Source organism: Paenibacillus lacisediminis (assembly GCF_046567315.2).
Map to the genome: position 1 here is coordinate 346536 of NZ_JBKIAX020000007.1, position 19492 is coordinate 366027.

Here is a 19492-nt window from a genome sequence, read left to right on the forward strand (position 1 = left end):
TTAAGTAATATCGGTCGGAAGACCCAAAAAGAACAGACCGTCTGCTCCTAAAGAAGCACGGTCTGTTCCATAATGTCAGCCCATAGCGGGTGCCCAGTTCCGCCAAAAGCCGCCCAAAGTGCGCATCTCGTTCCGCCAACCCGCTAACCCGCCAAATTGCCAGTTTGGCTCCTTATCTTTGCGGCCTTGCGGCGGAGGTTAATTGCAAATATACATTTTACGATAATACTCCTCCAGCATCCGGCCGGTCGAAAAGGACTGTCGGATCGTCTCGATGCTGCGCCGCATCATCCGCACCCACCGGGCCCGATCGTCGTAATAAGCCGGGAGCACGCGGTTCAGCAGCGTATCGTACAGTGCTTCGCCGTCATGGCGGTCCGCTTCCGCAGGATCGTCCGTCTCGTAGCCGTCCCCGAATTGCCAGCCGTTATCGCCGTCCGCGCAAGCTTCCGGCCACCACCCGTCGAGGATCGAGCAGTTCAGCACGCCGTTGGCCGCGGCCTTCATCCCCGACGTACCGCTCGCTTCCAGCGGCCGGCGCGGATTGTTTAGCCAGACGTCACAGCCGCGGGTAAGCATGGCGCCGATCGTCATATCGTAATTTTCCAGGAAAACGACGCTGCCCGGGTACTTCTGCGCCATGGCGACGAGACCCGCGACGATTTGCTTGCCGGCCTCGTCGTTCGGGTGGGCTTTGCCGGAGAAGGCGATTTGGATTTGGCCGGATTCGAGGTAGGGGGCGATCACTTCCGGTTTGGAGAAAATCAGCTCGCTGCGTTTGTAAAGCGCGGCCCGGCGGGAAAAGCCGATCAGCAGCCGGTCAGGGTTCAAGGCGGCCCCGCTGTGCTCCCGGATGAATTCGATCAATTCACGCTTCAGCTCCATATGAACCGCCCATAAATCGCCGTCTTCCTCGTAGGCGCGGGCGATGCGCGGATCGGCCCAGGTCGGAAGGTGAATCGCGTTAGTGATGCCGATGATCTCGGAGCGCCCGGCGACGCCTTGCCACATGCGGTTCGCCGTTTCCGCGTGCAGCGCGGCCACGCCGTTGGAAACGCGGGACAGGCGCAAACCGGCAACGGTCATATTAAACGGATTTCCGCCGATGCGCTCCATTTGCTCGCGGCTTAATCCGTTATAGGCGGACATCGCTTCGAGCAGGTCGAGCGGATGGGCTTCGTTACCTTCCTTGACCGGCGTATGGGTGGTGAACACCACTTCCTCGCGAGCCTGGCGCCAGGCGGCTTCAAACGTGAGCCCGGCCTGCATTTTTTCGCGGATCAATTCGGTGGCCGCCAGCACGGCGTGACCTTCGTTGAAATGATAGACATCCACCGGGATCTGCAGCGCGCGCAGCGCTTTGACGCCGCCGATACCCAGCACGATTTCCTGGGCGACCCGCTCCTCGCCGAAGCCGCCCCCGTACAAGCGCTCCGTAATCCACGCATTGCCGCTCTCCGGCAGGTCCGTGTCCAGCAAATAAAGCGGCGCGTTGCCGAACTTTTCCATTTTCCATACCTTGCAGCAAACGTCCGCCGAGCGGACTTTGACGGTGACCGTCACGCCGGTGTCCTCAAGAAAATCGTAGTCTCGATTTTCAAACGTATCGTAAGGCTTGCCGTCAGGGCCGATCCGCTGATCGGTGTAGCCCTGTTTCCACTTGATGCCGACCGCGACGATCGGCGCGCCGTAATCTTTGGCGCCTTTGATATAGTCACCGGCCAAAATGCCCAGGCCGCCGGCGTACATTTTAAAATCGGAATGAAGCCCGTACTCCATGCAAAAATAAGCAACGGCGGGCAGTTTCTGTTCGTTCATGAGAATACCTCCTTTGATGGGAACACGACTCCGGAGATTCTTGATATCGTATGCAAAATGTGACGAAAAATTGAGGGAAATGGATTTTAGCCAATTTGGCCTTGACGCCGGTTTTGAAAGCGGTTATATTGAATTTGTAAATAATACGTTATATAACGTTATATAAAAAGGAGAGAACAATATGAACGTATCGAAAGTGATCAGCACGATTAGCGAAAAGACGGAAAACGGCATTACGGAAGTTTACCTCGTCGCTTGCGGCGGCTCTCTCGTCGACATGTATCCGGCGAAATATTTTTTGGAAAGCGAGGCCCAAAAAGTCGTAACTGGCCTGTATACGGCCAACGAATTTGTTCATGCGCTGCCGAAGCGGCTGAACAAAGACTCCGTCGTTATCGTCTGCTCGCACGGCGGCAACACGCCGGAATCGGTGGCGGCGGCCAAGGTAGCCAAGGAACAGGGGGCTCATACGATCGGCCTGACGCACAACAAGGAAGCCGCGCTGCTGAAGTATTCCGACCATGCTTTCCTGTATGAGTGGGGAGAGGACAGCGATGTCAAAAACAACCCGATGGCGATTATCCTCGAACTCGTGGTGGAGATTCTGAACACGGTTGAAGGATACGTCCATTACGATGCTTTTCAAAGCGGCATGCGGAAGATCAACGGGATCATTGTCGCCGGGAAAAAGCTGGTGGCTCCCCGGGCCAAAACGTTTGCGGACAAATACCGCGCGGAGGATCTGTTCTATATTTTGTCCAGCGGTGCTTCCTATGGCCATGCTTACGGTTTCGCCATCTGCTCCCTGATGGAAATGCAGTGGCTGAACGCCGCGCCGATCCATTCGGGCGAATATTTCCACGGTCCGTTTGAAGTAACGGATAAAGAAACGCCGTTTATCCTGATGATGAACGAAGGACGTACCCGCGCCCTGGACGAACGCGCCTTGACTTTCCTTAAGCAGTATGCGGAAAAAGTGGAAGTCGTGGACGCCAAGGAACTCGGGATCGGCACGATCGCCGATGAAGTGGTGGAGTTTTTTAACCCGATTCTGTTCTACAGCATCCTCTGCGTGTACCGCGAGGCGTTGGCGGACGTGCGCAACCATCCGTTGGAAACCCGCCGTTACATGGGGAAAGTGGCATACTGATCGAAAGCAGGTGACAACATGAAAGTTTTAGGAATAGGCGACAATGTGGTGGACAAATACGTTCATCTAAAAACGATGTATCCGGGCGGCAATGCGCTGAACTTCAGCGTATTTGCGAAGAAGCTCGGCGTGGAAGCCGCTTTTGTAGGCGTGTTCGGAGATGATCGCGAGGCGCGGCATGTCGAGAACACGGTGCGGGAGCTTGGCATCGATATTTCGCGGTGCCGCCACTACAGCGGAGAGAACGGCTGCGCCCGGGTGACGCTGGAAAATGGCGACAGGGTGTTCCTGGGAAGCAATGAGGGCGGCGTCACGCGGCTGAATCCCCTTCAGCTCGACGAAGAGGACAAGGCCTATATCCGCTCCTTCGCCGTGATGCATACGGGACTCTACAGCCATACGGGGCATTTGCTTCCCGAGCTTAAGGAGCTTGGCGTCCCGATCTCTTTCGACTTCTCCGACGATTTCGAGGACGAGCAGGTGGAGCGGTATATCCCGTACGCGGATTTTGCCTTCTTTTCCTGCAGCCATATGTCGGAGGAAAGCACGATGGAATATATCCGCTCCAAATGGAAAGGCGGAAACCGGCTGATCGCCGCCACCCGCGGCAGTGACAGATCGATGGTCTATGACGGAAGCAACTTCCATTTCCATACGCCGGACATCGTCGAGGCGGTGGATACGATGGGAGCGGGGGACTCCTATATTGCCGCGTTTCTGCTGAGTTATTTTCAGGACCGGGATATCCCGAAAGCCATGGAGGAAGGCTCGCGTTTTGCGGCGGCCAGCTGCCTGGTGGAAGGATCGTTTGGCTTCGGCGTCTCGTACGAATGAATTTAGGTGGAAAAATTAACGGTACTCGCTTGTGCAAAATGAAAACGTTTGATACGCTTTGAGAGAGGGAATATAACGTTATATAACAAGCGAGGTAACCATGTTAAACGCAGATCATCCTGAACCATTATATATACAATTGAAAAAAGCGATCCAATCGAATATTTTCAACGGCATGTTTCAGCAGGGGGAGAAAATTCCCACGGAGACGGAGCTCAGCGAGCGTTATAACGTCAGCCGCATCACCGTCCGCAAAGCGGTCGAGGAGCTGGTCCAGGAGGGTTACTTGACCAAACGGCAGGGCAAAGGAACCTTTGTCAGCCACGCCAAAATCGGCCGGAAAATCGAGCATCTGATCGGCTTCACGGCGGCTTGCCAGGCGAACGGGTATACTTCCCGCAGCGAGGTGACTCAAAGGGAAATCGTGGCTCCCGATGCCGAGCTCCAGCACGTTCTTAAACTGGCGAAAGGGGAGAAGGCGATCTATATTCAGCGAAAAAGATACGCCGGAGACCACCCGCTGATGCTGGAGAACAATTACTACCCGGGGCATCGGTATTCTTTTTTGCTGGATGAACCGCTGGAAGGCTCACTGTATGACCTGCTGCGTGACAAATACGGGATCGATCCGAATCAGCCGGGGGAAACGACGCTGGAAATCGTGCTGGCGGATGAGGAACAAGCCCGGCTGCTCGAAACTGAGATCGGCAAACCGCTGTTTTATATGAAGACGGTGATTTGCGATGATCAGGGTTTGCCCGTTCATGTCGGCAAGCAATATATCATCGGAGACCGCTACCGGTTTACGCTTTAACCGCTTCCGCCCTTTTGCCGCGAGTTTCGCTTTGGAACGTATCCTTATAGCTTCTATCTCTATAGCTTCGGCATAATGCGGGGCTGTATATTTTTGGATATAACGTTATAAGACGTATTGGCGAAAGGGCGGATTTCTTAAACCAAATGATTCAAAGTCTCTTATAAGGAGTTGTTATTATGTCCAGCATACAACGCCGGCAAGTTGCGGGAATGAATATTCACTATTTGTTTTACTCCTTGGATTATTTTTTGGACTCGGTGGAAAAGGCCGGCATGCGTACGGTTGAATTGTGGGGAGGGGCGCCGCATTTTTATATGGATGCGCTAAGCTACGCCGACTGCACAAGCGTCCGGCGCAAGGCGTCGGCCCGCGGCTTGACAATCGGCGCGTTTACGCCGGAATCGATTATTTATCCGTATAATATCGCGGCCCCCGACCCCGAACAATTCGCCAAAAGCAAAAGCTATTTCACCAATGCGGTTAAGGCGACAGCCGAGCTCGGCTGCAAGTTGATGACGGTCAATTCAGGTTACGGTTACTTGAACGAAACGAAGGAGGAGGCCTGGTCGAGATCTGCGGACATGCTGTCCCATCTGGCCCGTATAGCGGAACAGGAAGGCGTGGTGATCGCCATGGAGGCGCTGCGCCCGGAAGAGTCGCAGATTGTGACCACGCTCGCGGACGCCAAAAGAATGCTGGATGAGATCGCTTCTCCGGCCTTCCGGTTGATGGTGGACACCACGGCGATGGGCATTGCCGGAGAGACGCTGGAGCAGTGGTTTGATGCGCTAGGCGAATCGATCGTGCACCTCCATTTCATTGATGGGACGCCTTACGGCCACCTGGCTTGGGGCGATGGAACCTTTCCGCTGGAGTCCATGATCAAAACGCTGAACAATTATGGGTATCAGGGGTTATTGGGACAGGAAATTACCGATTTCCACTATTATGAGCGCCCTGACGAAACCGATCGGCGGATTATGGAAGCGCTTGAGAAATATATCGGGAAAGACTAGCGTAGGAGGGTTAAGATGAAAGCGACAAATGATGCCTGTGCGGATATCGTGCTGTTGTCAAACGCCCTGTTTACCGGTACGGAAGACGAGACCGCTCCAGGGTTTGTAGCCGTATGCAGCGAGAGGATCAGCGCGGTTGGGCCAAAGTCCGGGGCGGTGAAGTGGATCGGGCCGGAGACGAAGGTCTACGAGCTTGGAGACGGACTGGTCATGCCCGGGATTCACGATAATCATGTGTTTTTTACCGGATATATGTCGATGCACCGAGGTTTGGATTTATCGGCCGCGGCATCGAGCGGGGAGGCGCTCGATATGCTGCTCCGGTATGCCGAAACCTTGCCTGCTCGCGGAAATGTATACGCTTTCGGTTGGGATGCCGCCGACTGGGGCGGCCTGCCGGAGCAGGGGCCGTTGGACAAGGCGTTTCCGGACCGGGCGGTGATAGCGATCAATCGTAACAAAAGCTACTGCTGGATGAACGCGACTGCGATCGCGAAATACGGATTTACGCCGGACCGGTGCAGCGCGGAAGCCCGGGCGCTGCTCCTGCGGGACATGCTGCGTGACCGGGAATTGGTGGAAGCCGAGTTTCTGGAGTTTTGCCGCATGCTGGCGGGGCGCGGAGTGACCTCGATCAAGGATATCGGCTTTGACGACTACGCCGGCTTGCTGCCCGTGTTGACGAGCCTTGAGGAGAGCAGGCGGCTCCCACTGCGGGTTCACTTCGCGCTGGAGCCTGTGCTGGAGCCGCTTAACGTTACGGCCGGGCTGGATTACAAAGCGCGCTATAGCGGCGACAAGCTCCGATTCCAAGGTTACAAGATCATGGTGGACGGCGTGGTGGCCGATCATACCGGAGATATGCTGGAGCCATATGCCGATCTGCCGGGCGTGACGAACCTGCGGCCGGTCGATTACGAGGCGATTGAAGCTGCGGTTTTTGAGGCGGACCGCCACGGGTTGAAGTGTACGCTGACCGCCGAAGGCGACGCGGCGATCCGCCGGGCGGTTTCGATACTGGAGAAGTGCCGCAAGCTAAACGGAAACTGGGACATCCGGCACTCTATCAGCGATCTGGAATATCCTCATCCGGACGATTTGGCGAGGATGGCCGATCTGGGGATTTTTGCGGAAGTGTACGCTCAGATTCTGTTATTGAATCCGTCCCTTGAACAAGCCTATATGGGCGAGGTAGCAGGGAAAACGGGGGAGAGCCGTTTTTACGATTATAAAGCGATGCTGGATGCCGGCGTGACGGTGACGATCGGCACGGATTTGCCGTTGTTCATCACGAGCGTGCCGGATTCGCTTTACGCGGCAACGGCCCGGTTATTCCCGGACGGGTCGCCGGAAGGCGGATGGTACCCCGAACGGGGCATGCCGGCGGCGGAGGTGCTGAGGGCATGGACCGTAAACGGCGCGAAGCATTGTTACATGGAAGAGAAGACGGGTACGCTCACGCCGGGCAAATATGCGGACATCGCCGTTTTCGACCGCAATCTGCTGCGAACCCCAGCTGCGGACTTAAGAAGCGCCAAGGCGGTATTGACGATTTCCGGCGGTTTGATTACGCATGACAAGGTTGGCCCAATTAGGGGAATTAGGGAATAATGTTATTTTGAAGAAGACGTCTTATAACGACATGTTTACTGCTTAGTTTATACAAATCCGGAAATAGAGGGGATTTCAATGGAAGCGGAAAATAAAAAACGGAAATGGTCCCTGCCTCATAGCTATGTGTTGATTTTTGCCATTATCGTTCTGATGGCCGCGCTGACCTGGGTTGTGCCGAGCGGACAGTTTGACCGCCAGGAGGTTACCGTCGACGGCATGACCAAATCGGCGATCGTGCCGGGGACGTATCACACCGTGCCGAAAAGCGGCGAAAACGGGAATTTGCGTCAGGGGATCCCGCAGATTTTGAGCGCACCGATGGAAGGTTTGATCAATGCCGCGGATGTCGTGGCGTTCGTGCTGATCGTCGGCGGGGCCTTTGGCATTATTTTGCAGAGCGGGGCGGTGGACCGGGCGCTGCTGGCGTTGGCCCGGCGGCTCAAAAACAAGGGGATTCTCGTCATTCCGATCGCCATGGTGATCTTTAGCCTCGGCGGCTCCACGTTCGGGATGAGCGAGGAGACGATTCCCCTGTACGCGATCTTCATTTCGCTGATGTTTGCACTCGGATTTGACTCGATGACCGCGATCCTGATTCTATTTTTGGGTACGCAAATCGGTTACGTCGGCTCTACAACCAATCCGTTTTCGGTCCTGATCGCGCAGGGGGTGGCCGGAGTCCACGGAAATCCGCAGCTGTGGCTGCGATTTATCGAATGGATCGTGTTTACGGGCGTCTCGATCGCGTTTACGATGTGGTATGCCCACCGGGTCAAAAAGCACCCTGAGAAATCGATCGTCTTCAAAAGCGATTTGCTGACCCGTCCGCTTTTTCTTAAGGAGGATAGCGGCGAAGAGGTGGTTTTCTCCGTACGGGACAAGCTGATCGTCGGCGGATTTGTCGCCACTTTGGGGCTGATCGTGTGGGGGATTTTGGCCAAAGGCTGGTACATGACCGAAATCGGGGCGGTGTTTTTTGCGCTTGGGCTGTTTGCCGGCATCGTGTCGAAGATGAACCAGCGCGAAATGGCGGAAAATTTCGTCAAAGGCTGCGCCGAGTTCATTTATGCCGCCGTCATTATCGGTTTGGCCCGCGGGATTCTGGTCATCGCTGAAAACGGCATGATCATCGACACGATTCTGAACTCTTTGGCCAACCTGCTGAAAGGGTTGCCGAGTTACGCATTTACGACGATCATGCTGCTGGTGCATAACGTCATCACGTTCCTGGTGCCTTCCTCCTCCGGCGAAGCGGCATTGACGATGCCGGTGCTGGCGCCGCTGGGCGACTTAGTCGGCATCAACCGCGAAGCGATCGTCACGGCCTACCAGTTCGGCAACGGCCTGACCAACCTGATCTCCCCGACCGGCGGGGTGCTGCTGGCCGGCCTGGCGATCGCCCGCATTAACTTCGGCCAATGGATCAAAGTGATCATCAAGCTGTTCGCCGTCCTGTGGATTATTGCGGCCGTATTTGCGGCCATCTCCGCCTCGGTAGGGATGTGAGTGGGGAACTGCGGCTTGGATGAAGGGGATGGCGGGCCCGCCTACGTTTTAGTGGAAGGCCTATAGCCGATACCTTACGAGGCAGGCTTGACCGTCCGCACTCTTGCAAGCGGCTAAGCTATGTATAACACTTGGCCGATAAACAGACGTTCTCTCTCTTATTTTGCAGAACCAACGGCAAAAGTGCAGTTGATTCTTCCGAATTTCACGTTTCAAGGGGAATGGGATGCAAATGTGCAGTTGATTTCGCCTGAATTTACAAATTATGGTTATTTGGGCGAGTGTGAGCTGCACTTTTGCATTTGAACCGCCCATATTGAGCAGCTTCGACAAATATCGCCTGCACTTTTGCATTTGGTGGGAAACTGGCATGGCATTAGTAGAAAACGATTTGTATTCCGAGAAGCTTGCTTGTCACTCGTATTCCGGGCTACCACCGAGGTTCCCGTCCAAGCTGCCATCAGAGCTGTCGTCAGAGCTGCCATCGAGACTACCGTCGAAGCTGTCATCGATATATGCGACTTGCTCTTCGTCGGCGATCGCCTGGATTTCTTCGGAGCCGATGCTGAAGTAGGCGTATCCGTCTTGGGTTTGTTTTTTCAAGGCGCGCTCTTTGAAAAATTTCGGGCTGGCTTCGCCCGCGTCTTCGTCATAAACGAGCAGGATGCCGTCCGTTTTGCGGAATAACAGCTCGTCCCTGGCCTTGAACTGCCAAGGCCCGGTATACGGTTCTTTGCTCGCTTCGGCGAAAAAGTCCACCTGCTGCAGGATTTGCCGGTAGTATTGTTGTTTCTCTTCGCTCCATTTCTCTTCCTGACGGCTGTAGGCCGTAATGATGGAGCATTTCAACTGCGGGTACCTCCGCTTCAAGGCAAACACGGCTTCGCAGGCCCACAGGTCAACGCCGTACTGCCCGGGCGTAATCACCCATTCAAGCCCTTCATCCACCAGCGGAATGAGCCGGGCGGCGATGGCTTGGCGGATATAGGGGATGCCTTTGTGCTTATTGCTGTAAATGCCGAGCTCGTGCGCACGGTAACCGGTAACCAGAATATTTTTCAAGGTGAAAACTCCTTATACTTCTATATAGGAATATTTCTATTATAAACTTTTACACGTTTTCGTTCCTCCGGAAGCAAAGGATAGTTCTAAATAACTATATAATGAGGACCTTGGACTTTGGAGAAATCGGACTATTTTCCCTATTCCTTTCACAGCATGTTAGATAACATTGATAAGAATACATAATTTAGGAGGACAAGCTTTTGAAGAAGTGGGTCACAGTACTATTGACAGCAATTTTGGCAGTAAGTTTGACAGCATGTGGGGGAGAAAAGGCAGCAAAAGGCGGCAATGCCGAAGGTGGAGCGCAAACGCCGGCAACCGCGGAGACATCGGGTAACGCCGAAACCGGATCTGTACCGACGGTGGACGAGTTGATCCAAAAGACAACGGAAGCCAGCAAAGAGTTGAAAAGCTTCTCGATGGAAGCCAGCGTGAACCAAAATATTGTCGTGACCGCAGGGGAGCAGAAGCAAGAGCAAAAGGTCGACACGAAGATGAAGATTGATATGACCAAGGAACCTTTGGCCATGTACAATGAAACGCAAATGTCCATCCCGGACAGCGGGGAACAGAAATTCGAGCAATACGTCACCGAAGATGGCATCTTCACGAACGCCGCGGGTTCCTGGATGAAACTGCCGGATGAGCAGCGGGATCAAATCGTGGCAAGCATGCAGCAATCGGCGAGCCCGGAAAAACAGCTGGAGCAGTTTAAGTCGATTGCCAGCGAGGCGAAAGTTTCCGAAGAAGGCGGCGAATATATCCTGACGGCCGATGTGTCCGGCGACGGCGTCAAAGAGCTGGCGAAATCGCTGATGAGCCAGTCCGGCGGCGGGAACGAGCAGGCGGCAGCAATGCTGGAACAAATGAACATTAAAAGCATCAAAATTACCAGCGCCGTGAACAAAGAAACTTATTTGCCGACGAAATCGAATGTTGAGATGACAATGGAAATGAGCCAGGACGGCCAAAGCGTTTCGTTCGATATGAAGATAAACAGCACGATCTCCAAGCACAACGAAATTTCCGAAATCAAAGTGCCGCAAGAGGTTTTGGACAGCGCGGCATAATGTTATAACAACAGAGCGAACGAGGGCGGGATGCAACGAGCACCCGCTCTCTTTGCGTGGAACGCGAAGCAAAAATCAAACCGCTTGACCCGGTTCGCATGATGCGGACGGGCAAGCGGTTTGTTTTTTTTGCGGCTGCTTTATTGGGTGCATGGAAACTGCATCGTATCAAGCGCAGTATTGTTGTATAGGTTTGTCTGTTAGCGATTACAAAAACGAAGTGTTATTATCCATGAATCGAGAAAAGAGTGAACATCGTGTAAAACACGGCATAAAACGTACCCAGCGCAACAATCCACAAAAATGCGGTGCCTTTAGAATCGCTTCCGTTTTGCCACATGAGGGTCAGCTCCTTTAAGAGGTAATTCAAAAAGCCTGCTTTTGATCTTAGCTGCTGAAAACCGGCCATTTTGAACTCGCACTTTAATTCGTTCACTGACAAGATGAAATTGTGAACGTTTTGTGTCTGATTATATTATTGAACATTTTGTGTCAAATTTCAAACAATTTTTTGAACAAATAGAGCTGAAATTTTTTTCGGATGCAGCGAGCCCATCTTTAGCGATTCTTTATAATTGCTTGATAAGCTCTCTGGCATAGGGGGAAATCCCCGGAATAATGACAGAGGATGATGGGAAATGAATGAAGTATTGCGAACGGTAAATCTGGAAAAACGCTTTGGCAAACAGAGCGCCGTCTCCGGCGTTTCGCTTCATATTCGCCCGGGCACGGTATATGGACTGCTGGGGCCCAACGGGGCCGGAAAAACGACAACGCTGAAAATGATCGCGGGACTGCTGCGGCCTACCTCCGGCGAAATATGGGTGAACGGCAAGCCGTGGAGCCGCGATTGCCTGGCAGAGATCGGGGCGCTGATCGAATCCCCGGCGCTGTACGGCAATTTGACGGCCCGCGAAAATCTGCTGGTGCACACCCGGCTCCTGAACCTGCCCGAAACGAGGATCCGGGAGGTGCTTGAGATCGTCGGCTTGACCGGTACCGGCCGTAAAAAGGCGTCCCAATTTTCGCTGGGCATGAAGCAAAGGTTGGGCATCGCGGTCGCGCTCGTGCAGAACCCGAAGCTGCTGATTTTGGACGAGCCGACGAACGGGCTTGACCCGCTTGGCATTCAGGATCTGCGCAAACTGATCCGCTCTTTTCCGGAGCGGGGCATCACGGTGATTCTGTCGAGCCATATTTTAAGCGAAGTGGAGCATACCGCCGACGACATCGGCATCATCAGCGGGGGACGGCTGTGTTATGAGGGGACGAACCGGCGCGGCAGCGACCTGGAGGCGCTGTTTATGGAAGTAGTCCAAGGCAACCGGGCGAAGGAGGGAACAAGCCATGCTTAATCTGCTTCGGGCGGAAACTTTGAAATCCAAACGCACCTTTGCCAGAAAACTGGCTTGCGGCGCTCCTTTGTTCTTTGTGTTGTACGCGATCGTCGTCAAAATGCTGATGCCTGACCAGAGTATCGGCGGCTGGGACGCGCTGCTGTTCATGGTGTTTAACTGGTGGCCGGTGCTGTTTGTGCCGGTCGGGACCGCGCTGTTGTGCGGGCTGACGGAAGCCCGCGAGAAAAAATCGGGCGCCGACCGCTCCTTGCGGGCGCTACCGGTTTCGCCCCGGCGTTTGTGGCTGGCGAAAACGGCCGTTCTGGCCGGGCACACGCTGATTTCCACCGGTGTGCTGGTCGTGTCGGTCCTGATCGCCGGCCTGCTGATTGCCGATGGCCCGATCCCTTTCGCGGAGATTGCCATGGCCAGCGCGGTGGTCTGGCTGCTGTCGGCGGCCTTGATCCCGCTGCATCTGCTCGTCGCGGCATGGAAGGGCCAGGCGGTCTCGCTCCTGCTCGGTTTGGCCGGGATGTTCGCGGGCGTTCTTGCCGCTTCGAAGCCGTACTGGCTGTTTGTCCCCTGGAGCTGGCCGACCCGCCTGATGGCCCCGCTCGTCGGGGTCCATCCGAACGGCGTCCCGCTGCCGGCCGGCGATCCACTGCTTAGCGGTGCCGTCATCCCGGCCGGTTTCGCGGCCGCCATCGCGTTTTTGGCCATCAGCCTGTTCCTGACCGCGCTGTGGTACGGCCGCAGGGAGGTGCGCTAACGATGGTTCTTCTGCGCATTCTTTGCACCGACTGGCTGCTCACCAAGCGCACCGGTTACCGCTGGCTCGTGTTTGCGGCGCCGCCGCTGGCCGCGGGAATCTTGCTATGGTATTATTCGGGCCGGCCGTTAACGCCGGGGCTGGCGAACTCGATGTACGACGCGTTCTTCCAATTGATTACCTCCGCGTTGCCGCTTGCCATCGGCCTGCTGTCCGGGATGCTCGCCATACAGGAGGAGCAGGCCGGGCGCTTCGGCGGGCTGCTTGGGCGGCGGCAACCGCGAGCGCTGAGCTACGCGGGCAAGCTGCTGATGGTGATGCTGCCCATTGGCTGCGGCATTCTCGCGGCCACGCTGCTGCTCGTCATCGGCATGGGGACGCTGCTTGGCATAGCCAACGCCGATGCCGGCTTCTTTCTCGCGGGGGCGGCGTATGCGGCGCTTGGTTCGCTGGCGCTTTGCGCGCTGCACATATGGCTGGCGCTCGCTTTCGGGATGGGCGCCTCCGCCGCTGCCGGCGGGGCGGGGTTTCTGCTCGCCGCGATCGTCGGCGCCACGGCCATCGGGGAGCGGATTTGGACATTCGTCCCCTGGGCCTGGCCGGTCAGGTTGTCGCTGCTGCCGCTGATGCAGCAACAGCCGGAATTTCAGCAGGGGCAAGGCGCCCTGGCCCTTGAGCTGTACCTCCGGCAGGCCAACACCGCCCTCCTGCTGGCACTTGCCGCGTTTATCGTTCTCACAATCTGCGGTACAATATGGTTTGTCCGCTGGGAAGGACGCAAAACTTACGAATAGATTGGCGGAGGTTGCGATGAGTACGATTTTGATCGTTGACGACGAACGGGATATGGTGGAGCTGCTGGCAGACGAGCTGACGGCAAGAGGGCACAACGTGTTGGCCGCGTACGACGGAGACCGCGGCATCGAGCTGGCGGACTCGCAGCCCGATCTGGTCATTTTGGACATCATGATGCCGGGGCGGGACGGCTTCGACGTGTGCCGGGCGATCCGCGACACCGTTCGCTGTCCGATCCTTTTCGTCAGCGCCCGGCAGTCGGAAAACGACCGGGTCAAGGGCTTTTCGCTCGGAGGCGATGATTACATCGTCAAGCCGTTTGGCCTGCGGGAATTTCTCGCCCGCATCGAGGCCAACCTGCGCCGGGAGGAACGCGCCAGACAGAGCGCCGGCACTGCGGGGACTACCGATACCGCCGGCACTGCCGGTACGGAAAAAGCCGCACAGACGCTTCTTCGCTGGCGGAACCTGGAGCTCGACCTGAAAGGCATGGCCGTGACGGTTTGCGGCGAGCCGGCGGCGCTGACCCGGAGGGAATACGAGATCGTTGAGCTGCTCGCACTGCACGCGGGGCAGGTTTTTTCCAGGGAGCAGATGTATGAACGGATTTGGGGGTTGGATGCGGAAGGCGACTCGTCCACCGTCGTTGAACATATCAAAAAAATCAGGGCCAAGCTGGCCGCGGCCGATCCGTTCGGGGACTATATCCAGACCGTATGGGGCATCGGCTACAAATGGAATAAGGGGTAGGCACATGAAAAAAATCGCCCATTGGTCGCTGAAATCGCAGTTTATCCTTGGCTTTGCGCTGATCCTGGTGCTCAGCTTGGTGGCCACCGCCATCACCTATGCATTTGGAGCTCTGTTGTTCACCCGGATGGAAAACAGCAGCATCTATCCGGCCAACTACTATGAAAAGCAAATTCCAGGCATTAAGGAATACATCCGGGAGAAAAACACGGCTTTGCTCGATCCGTCCCGGAGGGAAGCGCTGGAAGCCAAAGTGCCCGCGGCCGGCTTCCTTTATCAGGTGGTCGACGGCGAAGGAGACTATATCTATGGAACTTTCCGCGACCAAATTTTTGCAGGGAAACGGCAATTGTACGACGGGCTGAACACGGTGACCGGCCTCCGCGGCCGGTATGTCCAGACGGTGCCGGTGATCGGCGGGGACGGGCGGATTTCGGGCGCCGTCCTGCTTTCCTATACGCTGAGCCCGACGTACGCCGAAGGCCGCGGCTGGCTGGCGGCCGTTTACATCGCTATTTTACTGTCGCCGTTTTTTTATATCCTGTTGTTTACGCTGCTGTTCGCAAGACGAATCGCCGGGCGGATGAACGAGCCGATCCGCATGCTGATGCAGGCGTCCCGCAAAATTGCCGACAAGGATTTGGACTTCACGATTGAGTACCGGTCCGGCAATGAACTTGGCCAATTGTGCGCCGCGTTCGCGCAAATGCAAGAGGAGCTTCGTTCTTCCTTGTCCGCGCAGTGGCGGCTGGAGCGGGAAAAAGCCGAAATGATCGAAGCGCTGGCCCATGATCTGAAAACGCCGATATCGCTCATTTCGGGTTATGCCGAAGCTTTGCTGGAATCTGGGGGCTCGGAGGACAAGCGCCGCCGCTATCTTTCGGTGATCCACGACAATGCCCAAAAAAGCGCCGGGCTGGTGCGCCAGCTTCAATACAGCGCCGAGTTGGAAAGGTTCGAAGGACGGCTGAATGTTTCGCCGGTGGAGCTTGTCCCCTGGACTGAAAAACTGGTGGGGCAATTCGAGCCGGCCGCCGGGGACAAGGGGATTCACCTTTTCTTTCACCCGGAAGGAGCTGGGGGGAAATACCGGATCGATACGGAAAAGCTGGAGCGGATCCTCGGAAATATTATTTCCAACAGCATTTCTTACACTCCGGAAGGCGGGCGGATCGAAGTTGACCTCAAAGCTGCGGCGGAGCAACTCCTTTTTCGGATTCGGGATACCGGTCCCGGTTTTAACCCTGGAGAGGAGAAAAAGGTGTTTGCGCGTTTTTACCGGGCCGACAAAGCGCGCGGGCAGGCGGAAGGCCACTCCGGCCTGGGCCTTTACATCGCCAAGCGGCTCGTTGAAAGCCACGGGGGCTGGATTAAGGCCGGCAACGCGGAGGACGGCGGAGCGGTAGTGACGTTTGCGATTGCCGCCGCAGCTGCGGGAGAATAGGGCGATCGCACCGGCGGTTGCCCGGCAACCGCCCTGAATTGTCCGATAATCGCCGTATTCCGGCAAGCCGGCAAATGGCTTATAATATATGCGTACGACAGCGGGCGGTTTGCCAGCCCAGATTCGACAACGCTTACATAAGATCCGCTCCGAACGCCGGACTAACTTGGGGAAACGAAAGGAGTAACAGTCACACATGATTTTTAAGGAGAATGACGTTGTATTGTTTCAGGGAGACAGCATTACCGACTGCGGGAGAAATTACGAAGACAGCGCATCGCTGGGTTTCGGTTATCCGCTGATGGTGGCCTCGCGGCTGGGGCATCTGTTTCCTGAGAAAAACCTTTCTTTTGTAAATCGCGGCATTAGCGGGAACCGGACCATCGATTTGAAAAACCGCTGGGACCGGGATTGCCTTGACCTCAAACCAACTTGGGTATCGATTCTGATCGGCATTAACGACACCTGGCGGGGGTACGATTCGAACGACGTGACAACCGCAGAGCAATTTGAGGCGACTTATCGCAACATTTTGGAACGCACCAAGGAGCGGTTGGATGCCAAGCTGATTTTGCTGGAGCCGTTTGTGCTGCCGGTTCCGGAGGACCGCAAACAGTGGCGCGTTGACCTTGACCCGAAAATCGCCATCACGCGCGAGCTCGCCCGTGAATTTGAAGCGATCCTCGTTCCGCTCGACGGCTTGTTTGCGGCGGCATCCGCCAAAGCTAAGCCGGCTTACTGGGCGGCGGATGGCGTCCATCCTTCGGCAGCGGGACACGGCCTGATCGCGGATGCCTGGATCAAAGCCACCGAGGTGTAATTTCTGATCGGAAAGACCGCCGGAGGAATTCGCTCCGGCGGTCCCTTTTTGCGCAAACCCCGCCCCCTGTTGGAAATAGGGACAATTTGTTCCGTTATTTTCGAGATTTGCTCGCTCCTGCGCAAAATAGAGGAAATTAATGTCGTTATTTTGGGACTAGGATGGGAAAAAGCACCTGGTTGTCCTCACCTTACTCAAATAGGGACAATAAATTCCCCTATTTCTGCAGGACCCCTTTTTTGTCGTTATTCCCGGGATCTTTACAAAAACGCAGTGGGAGAGGCGCTTCTAATACTTCGTATTGCCGGATTGGCTGGTGTTGCCGGAAGCAAACCCTTTGAACAGTGTGGGTACATTATGATACCGCGTGTTTGTGATTTTGGCCGTGCTCGATTTGCTGTCCGTTCTGAAAATGGAGTCCTTCACATCGGAAATGTCCGAGTTATCCAGCGTGAACACGACTTTATACGAAGTGCCGCCGTTTTGCCGGGCTAATTTGCCGATGTCGTTAGCTTTGAAGTTCTTTATGTTGATCGTGCCGGCCGCGTTGGCCTGGAACACTTTGTCGTAAGCTTTATACGCTCCGCCGCCGGTAATATTGACCGTACCGGACTTTTTGAGCGTCAGAGCGTCTTCGCCTACATCAAGCCAGGTCACGTTTGAGATGGTGCCGTTGCCGTAAACGTGCACGCCGTCGGCGCCCGGTGCGCCGATATAGACGTTTTTCAGGGTAGCGTTGTTTTCCAATTTGAAAATCGGCTTCTGGTTTTCTCCTTGGCCGCCGTCCCCCAAGGTGTCGGGATTCGCCACATAAGTCTGGCCTTTCCCGTCAAACGTTTCCCCCGCTTTCACCAGAATCGTTGAATTGACTACGATAGGGGACGCGGCTTTCGCTGGTGATACTCCTGATAGCGCTACCAAAATTACACTGGACAAAATGAGGGCTAGGGCTTTTTTCAAATCACATCCATCCTTTCTCCAACGAAATTTTTCGGTGGGTCAAAAACGTATGCTGCTTCCACCGTTGGATGCGCTTCCAGATGTGCACCTCCGGCCGCATCTATATCCAATAATATCCTTATTCAGCAACAATATCAATATTTGGAATCTAGTTTTTTGAATTTTCCTTTCGGATATATGCAGGTGATTTCCTTGCGTCTTCCGAAAAGAGTATAATCATGGAGAAAATTATTCGTTTGGCTCAGGAGGGGGATTGGCAAGTGGGAGATACGGCGAAAATCAAATGGGGCATTATGGCGTCAGGCTGGATTGCCGAGCAATTTGTGGAGGATCTGGCCCATGCCGGGAATGGAGAGGCATACGCAGTAGGATCTCGTTCGCTGGAAAAGGCCAAGGCGTTTGCGGATAAATACCGTATCCCGCAGGCTTACGGCAGTTATGAAGAGCTCCTGGCGGATGCGAACGTGGACGCGGTTTATGTGGCCACTCCGCATCCTTTGCACAAGGACAATGTCATGTTGGCGCTGCGGGCCGGCAAAGCGGTTTTATGCGAAAAGCCATTTACGGTGAACAGCGCCGAGCTGGAGGAGCTCATCGCTTACGCGCGGGAACGCAAGCTCTTTATGATGGAAGCGATGTGGACGCGGTTTCTGCCTGCGATTCGCCAGGTTCGGGAGTGGCTGAACGCCGGGCGGATCGGCGAGGTGCGTCTGGTGAAAGCCGACTTCGGCTTCCGTGTGGACTGGAATCCGGCCGGCCGGTTGCTCAATCCGGATTTGGGCGGGGGCGCGTTGCTGGATGCCGGCATTTATCCGGTTTCCTTTGCCGCGATGGTGCTGGGCGCCAATCCGCAGCGCATCCAAAGCACAGCTCACCTGGGGGAAACTGGAGTGGACGAGCATTTTTCCGTGCTGCTTACCTATGAGGACGGCAAAATCGCCTCCCTGAACGGAGCCGTCCGGCTGGCGATCGGCAACGATGCGTACATTCACGGCACCCACGGGAAAATATACATCCCTGGCTTCTTAAACGCCAAAACCGCCACCTTGTACGCGGATGGGGAAGAAGCGGAAACGTTCGTCGACGACCGTAAAACGAAGGGATATGTGTTTGAAGCGGAGGAGGTCGGACGGGCCTTGAGCGCCGGGCTGACCGAAAGCGCGGAAATCCCCCTGGACGAATCGCTGGCCATCATGCGCCTGCTTGACAAAATCCGCGAACCGTGGGGACTGCGTTATCCGTTTGAGAAACAAGCATAATTTCTGTCCCGCCGGCTATGGGAGCCTTGGCGGGATTTTTTTCTGTCAAAATCATTGGACGAATGTTCTAAAATGGAGCAACCGGGAATATGTATAATAAGGGGCAGCTTATAGCCGCCCCGGCGGTACAACCTTTCCAGTCCGGATGTCTGAAAGTTTGCTAGATTATTTTTTTCGTGGAGAACGCGTTTCCCGTTTTTTCATCGTCCACCATGCTTTCCAACTGCTGCACCTGCTCGGAAAGCTCTTCTAGAGAGGTTTCGATTTTGCCCAATTTATCGCCGACGGTCTGCAGCACATACTTGATCAGAATGAAGCACAGCGTTACAGGAAACCCGACATTGGCAACCAACGACACGATATCCGCAACTTGCATGCTAATACCTCCTTTGATTTTTTGGGCCTTTCACTTATATAGAGAAATTTATTTGGATAAAATACAACCAATAATTAGAAAAAATGTTATAA

General features: G+C 55.1%; 19 protein-coding genes. 15 read left to right on the forward strand and 4 right to left on the reverse strand.

Going from position 1 to position 19492, the window contains the following annotated elements; genetic code table 11:
- Positions 1–198: 198 nt before the first annotated feature.
- Positions 199–1818: an alpha-glucan family phosphorylase gene (gene glgP / locus ACLD72_RS16315; protein WP_410996860.1), complete on the reverse strand. Its 1620-nt coding sequence runs from the start codon at positions 1816–1818 to the stop codon at positions 199–201.
- A gap of 181 nt (positions 1819–1999) precedes the next feature.
- Between glgP and ACLD72_RS16320 the strand changes: the two genes are divergently transcribed.
- The 6 genes from ACLD72_RS16320 to ACLD72_RS16345 all read left to right on the forward strand — a co-directional run bounded on the left by ACLD72_RS16320 (position 2000) and on the right by ACLD72_RS16345 (position 8755).
- Complete coding sequence (locus ACLD72_RS16320; protein ID WP_410996862.1) at positions 2000–2968, forward strand: SIS domain-containing protein; 969 nt, start codon at positions 2000–2002, stop codon at positions 2966–2968.
- Between the two features lie 18 nt (positions 2969–2986).
- A complete protein-coding gene (locus ACLD72_RS16325) occupies positions 2987–3802 on the forward strand; it encodes a fructoselysine 6-kinase (RefSeq protein ID WP_410996864.1) in 816 nt (271 codons plus the stop codon).
- A gap of 100 nt (positions 3803–3902) precedes the next feature.
- Positions 3903–4616, forward strand: coding sequence for a GntR family transcriptional regulator (locus tag ACLD72_RS16330; RefSeq protein ID WP_410996865.1), 714 nt, complete (start codon positions 3903–3905; stop codon positions 4614–4616).
- Between the two features lie 179 nt (positions 4617–4795).
- Complete coding sequence (locus ACLD72_RS16335) at positions 4796–5635, forward strand: sugar phosphate isomerase/epimerase family protein (protein WP_410996867.1); 840 nt, start codon at positions 4796–4798, stop codon at positions 5633–5635.
- A gap of 15 nt (positions 5636–5650) precedes the next feature.
- Complete coding sequence (locus ACLD72_RS16340; RefSeq protein ID WP_410996869.1) at positions 5651–7246, forward strand: amidohydrolase; 1596 nt, start codon at positions 5651–5653, stop codon at positions 7244–7246.
- Positions 7247–7324: 78 nt separating this feature from the next.
- Entirely contained in the window at positions 7325–8755 is a 1431-nt protein-coding gene (locus tag ACLD72_RS16345) for a YfcC family protein (RefSeq protein WP_410996871.1), read from the forward strand.
- A 414-nt stretch (positions 8756–9169) separates the two neighbouring features.
- On the opposite strand, the gene ACLD72_RS16350 is transcribed toward ACLD72_RS16345, so the two are convergent.
- Entirely contained in the window at positions 9170–9817 is a 648-nt protein-coding gene (locus ACLD72_RS16350; protein WP_410996873.1) for a DUF1273 domain-containing protein, read from the reverse strand.
- A gap of 203 nt (positions 9818–10020) precedes the next feature.
- On the opposite strand from ACLD72_RS16350, the gene ACLD72_RS16355 reads away from it, so the two are divergent.
- The 8 genes from ACLD72_RS16355 to ACLD72_RS16390 all read left to right on the forward strand — a co-directional run bounded on the left by ACLD72_RS16355 (position 10021) and on the right by ACLD72_RS16390 (position 16805).
- A complete protein-coding gene (locus ACLD72_RS16355) occupies positions 10021–10890 on the forward strand; it encodes a DUF6612 family protein (RefSeq protein WP_410996875.1) in 870 nt (289 codons plus the stop codon).
- Between the two features lie 56 nt (positions 10891–10946).
- The gene (locus tag ACLD72_RS16360; protein ID WP_458475974.1) at positions 10947–11081 is read left to right on the forward strand and encodes a hypothetical protein; all 135 of its coding nucleotides are present in this window, start codon (positions 10947–10949) and stop codon (positions 11079–11081) included.
- Between the two features lie 447 nt (positions 11082–11528).
- The gene (locus ACLD72_RS16365) at positions 11529–12245 is read left to right on the forward strand and encodes a lantibiotic protection ABC transporter ATP-binding protein (protein ID WP_410996876.1); all 717 of its coding nucleotides are present in this window, start codon (positions 11529–11531) and stop codon (positions 12243–12245) included.
- Complete coding sequence (locus tag ACLD72_RS16370) at positions 12238–12996, forward strand: lantibiotic immunity ABC transporter MutE/EpiE family permease subunit (RefSeq protein WP_410996878.1); 759 nt, start codon at positions 12238–12240, stop codon at positions 12994–12996. Before ACLD72_RS16365 ends, ACLD72_RS16370 begins: the two co-directional genes overlap by 8 nt.
- A gap of 2 nt (positions 12997–12998) precedes the next feature.
- Entirely contained in the window at positions 12999–13790 is a 792-nt protein-coding gene (locus ACLD72_RS16375) for a lantibiotic immunity ABC transporter MutG family permease subunit (RefSeq protein ID WP_410996880.1), read from the forward strand.
- Positions 13791–13806: 16 nt separating this feature from the next.
- On the forward strand, positions 13807–14541 hold the full coding sequence (locus ACLD72_RS16380; RefSeq protein ID WP_410996882.1) for a response regulator transcription factor: 735 nt from the start codon (positions 13807–13809) through the stop codon (positions 14539–14541).
- A gap of 4 nt (positions 14542–14545) precedes the next feature.
- Entirely contained in the window at positions 14546–15985 is a 1440-nt protein-coding gene (locus ACLD72_RS16385) for an ATP-binding protein (protein WP_410996884.1), read from the forward strand.
- Between the two features lie 196 nt (positions 15986–16181).
- Positions 16182–16805, forward strand: a complete 624-nt coding sequence (locus tag ACLD72_RS16390; protein WP_410996885.1) for an SGNH/GDSL hydrolase family protein — start codon at positions 16182–16184, stop codon at positions 16803–16805.
- A gap of 288 nt (positions 16806–17093) precedes the next feature.
- On the opposite strand, the gene ACLD72_RS16395 is transcribed toward ACLD72_RS16390, so the two are convergent.
- The gene (locus tag ACLD72_RS16395) at positions 17094–17741 is read right to left on the reverse strand and encodes a pectate lyase (protein ID WP_458475978.1); all 648 of its coding nucleotides are present in this window, start codon (positions 17739–17741) and stop codon (positions 17094–17096) included.
- Positions 17742–17983: 242 nt separating this feature from the next.
- On the opposite strand from ACLD72_RS16395, the gene ACLD72_RS16400 reads away from it, so the two are divergent.
- A complete protein-coding gene (locus ACLD72_RS16400; protein ID WP_410996887.1) occupies positions 17984–19024 on the forward strand; it encodes a Gfo/Idh/MocA family protein in 1041 nt (346 codons plus the stop codon).
- Between the two features lie 160 nt (positions 19025–19184).
- Here ACLD72_RS16400 and ACLD72_RS16405 read toward each other — a convergent pair whose 3' ends face one another.
- Positions 19185–19400, reverse strand: coding sequence for a hypothetical protein (locus ACLD72_RS16405; protein WP_410996889.1), 216 nt, complete (start codon positions 19398–19400; stop codon positions 19185–19187).
- Positions 19401–19492 lie beyond the last annotated feature (92 nt).

What these genes read in the sequence shown, in the direction of transcription:
- glgP (WP_410996860.1), bottom strand. Translation starts at nt 1,818, where the DNA reads ATGAACGAACAGAAACTGCCCGCCGTTGCTTATTTTTGCATGGAGTAC.
- ACLD72_RS16320 (WP_410996862.1), top strand. Translation starts at nt 2,000, where the DNA reads ATGAACGTATCGAAAGTGATCAGCACGATTAGCGAAAAGACGGAAAAC.
- ACLD72_RS16325 (WP_410996864.1), top strand. Translation starts at nt 2,987, where the DNA reads ATGAAAGTTTTAGGAATAGGCGACAATGTGGTGGACAAATACGTTCAT.
- ACLD72_RS16330 (WP_410996865.1), top strand. Translation starts at nt 3,903, where the DNA reads ATGTTAAACGCAGATCATCCTGAACCATTATATATACAATTGAAAAAA.
- ACLD72_RS16335 (WP_410996867.1), top strand. Translation starts at nt 4,796, where the DNA reads ATGTCCAGCATACAACGCCGGCAAGTTGCGGGAATGAATATTCACTAT.
- ACLD72_RS16340 (WP_410996869.1), top strand. Translation starts at nt 5,651, where the DNA reads ATGAAAGCGACAAATGATGCCTGTGCGGATATCGTGCTGTTGTCAAAC.
- ACLD72_RS16345 (WP_410996871.1), top strand. Translation starts at nt 7,325, where the DNA reads ATGGAAGCGGAAAATAAAAAACGGAAATGGTCCCTGCCTCATAGCTAT.
- ACLD72_RS16365 (WP_410996876.1), top strand. Translation starts at nt 11,529, where the DNA reads ATGAATGAAGTATTGCGAACGGTAAATCTGGAAAAACGCTTTGGCAAA.
- ACLD72_RS16370 (WP_410996878.1), top strand. Translation starts at nt 12,238, where the DNA reads ATGCTTAATCTGCTTCGGGCGGAAACTTTGAAATCCAAACGCACCTTT.
- ACLD72_RS16375 (WP_410996880.1), top strand. Translation starts at nt 12,999, where the DNA reads ATGGTTCTTCTGCGCATTCTTTGCACCGACTGGCTGCTCACCAAGCGC.
- ACLD72_RS16380 (WP_410996882.1), top strand. Translation starts at nt 13,807, where the DNA reads ATGAGTACGATTTTGATCGTTGACGACGAACGGGATATGGTGGAGCTG.
- ACLD72_RS16385 (WP_410996884.1), top strand. Translation starts at nt 14,546, where the DNA reads ATGAAAAAAATCGCCCATTGGTCGCTGAAATCGCAGTTTATCCTTGGC.
- ACLD72_RS16390 (WP_410996885.1), top strand. Translation starts at nt 16,182, where the DNA reads ATGATTTTTAAGGAGAATGACGTTGTATTGTTTCAGGGAGACAGCATT.
- ACLD72_RS16400 (WP_410996887.1), top strand. Translation starts at nt 17,984, where the DNA reads ATGGAGAAAATTATTCGTTTGGCTCAGGAGGGGGATTGGCAAGTGGGA.
- ACLD72_RS16405 (WP_410996889.1), bottom strand. Translation starts at nt 19,400, where the DNA reads ATGCAAGTTGCGGATATCGTGTCGTTGGTTGCCAATGTCGGGTTTCCT.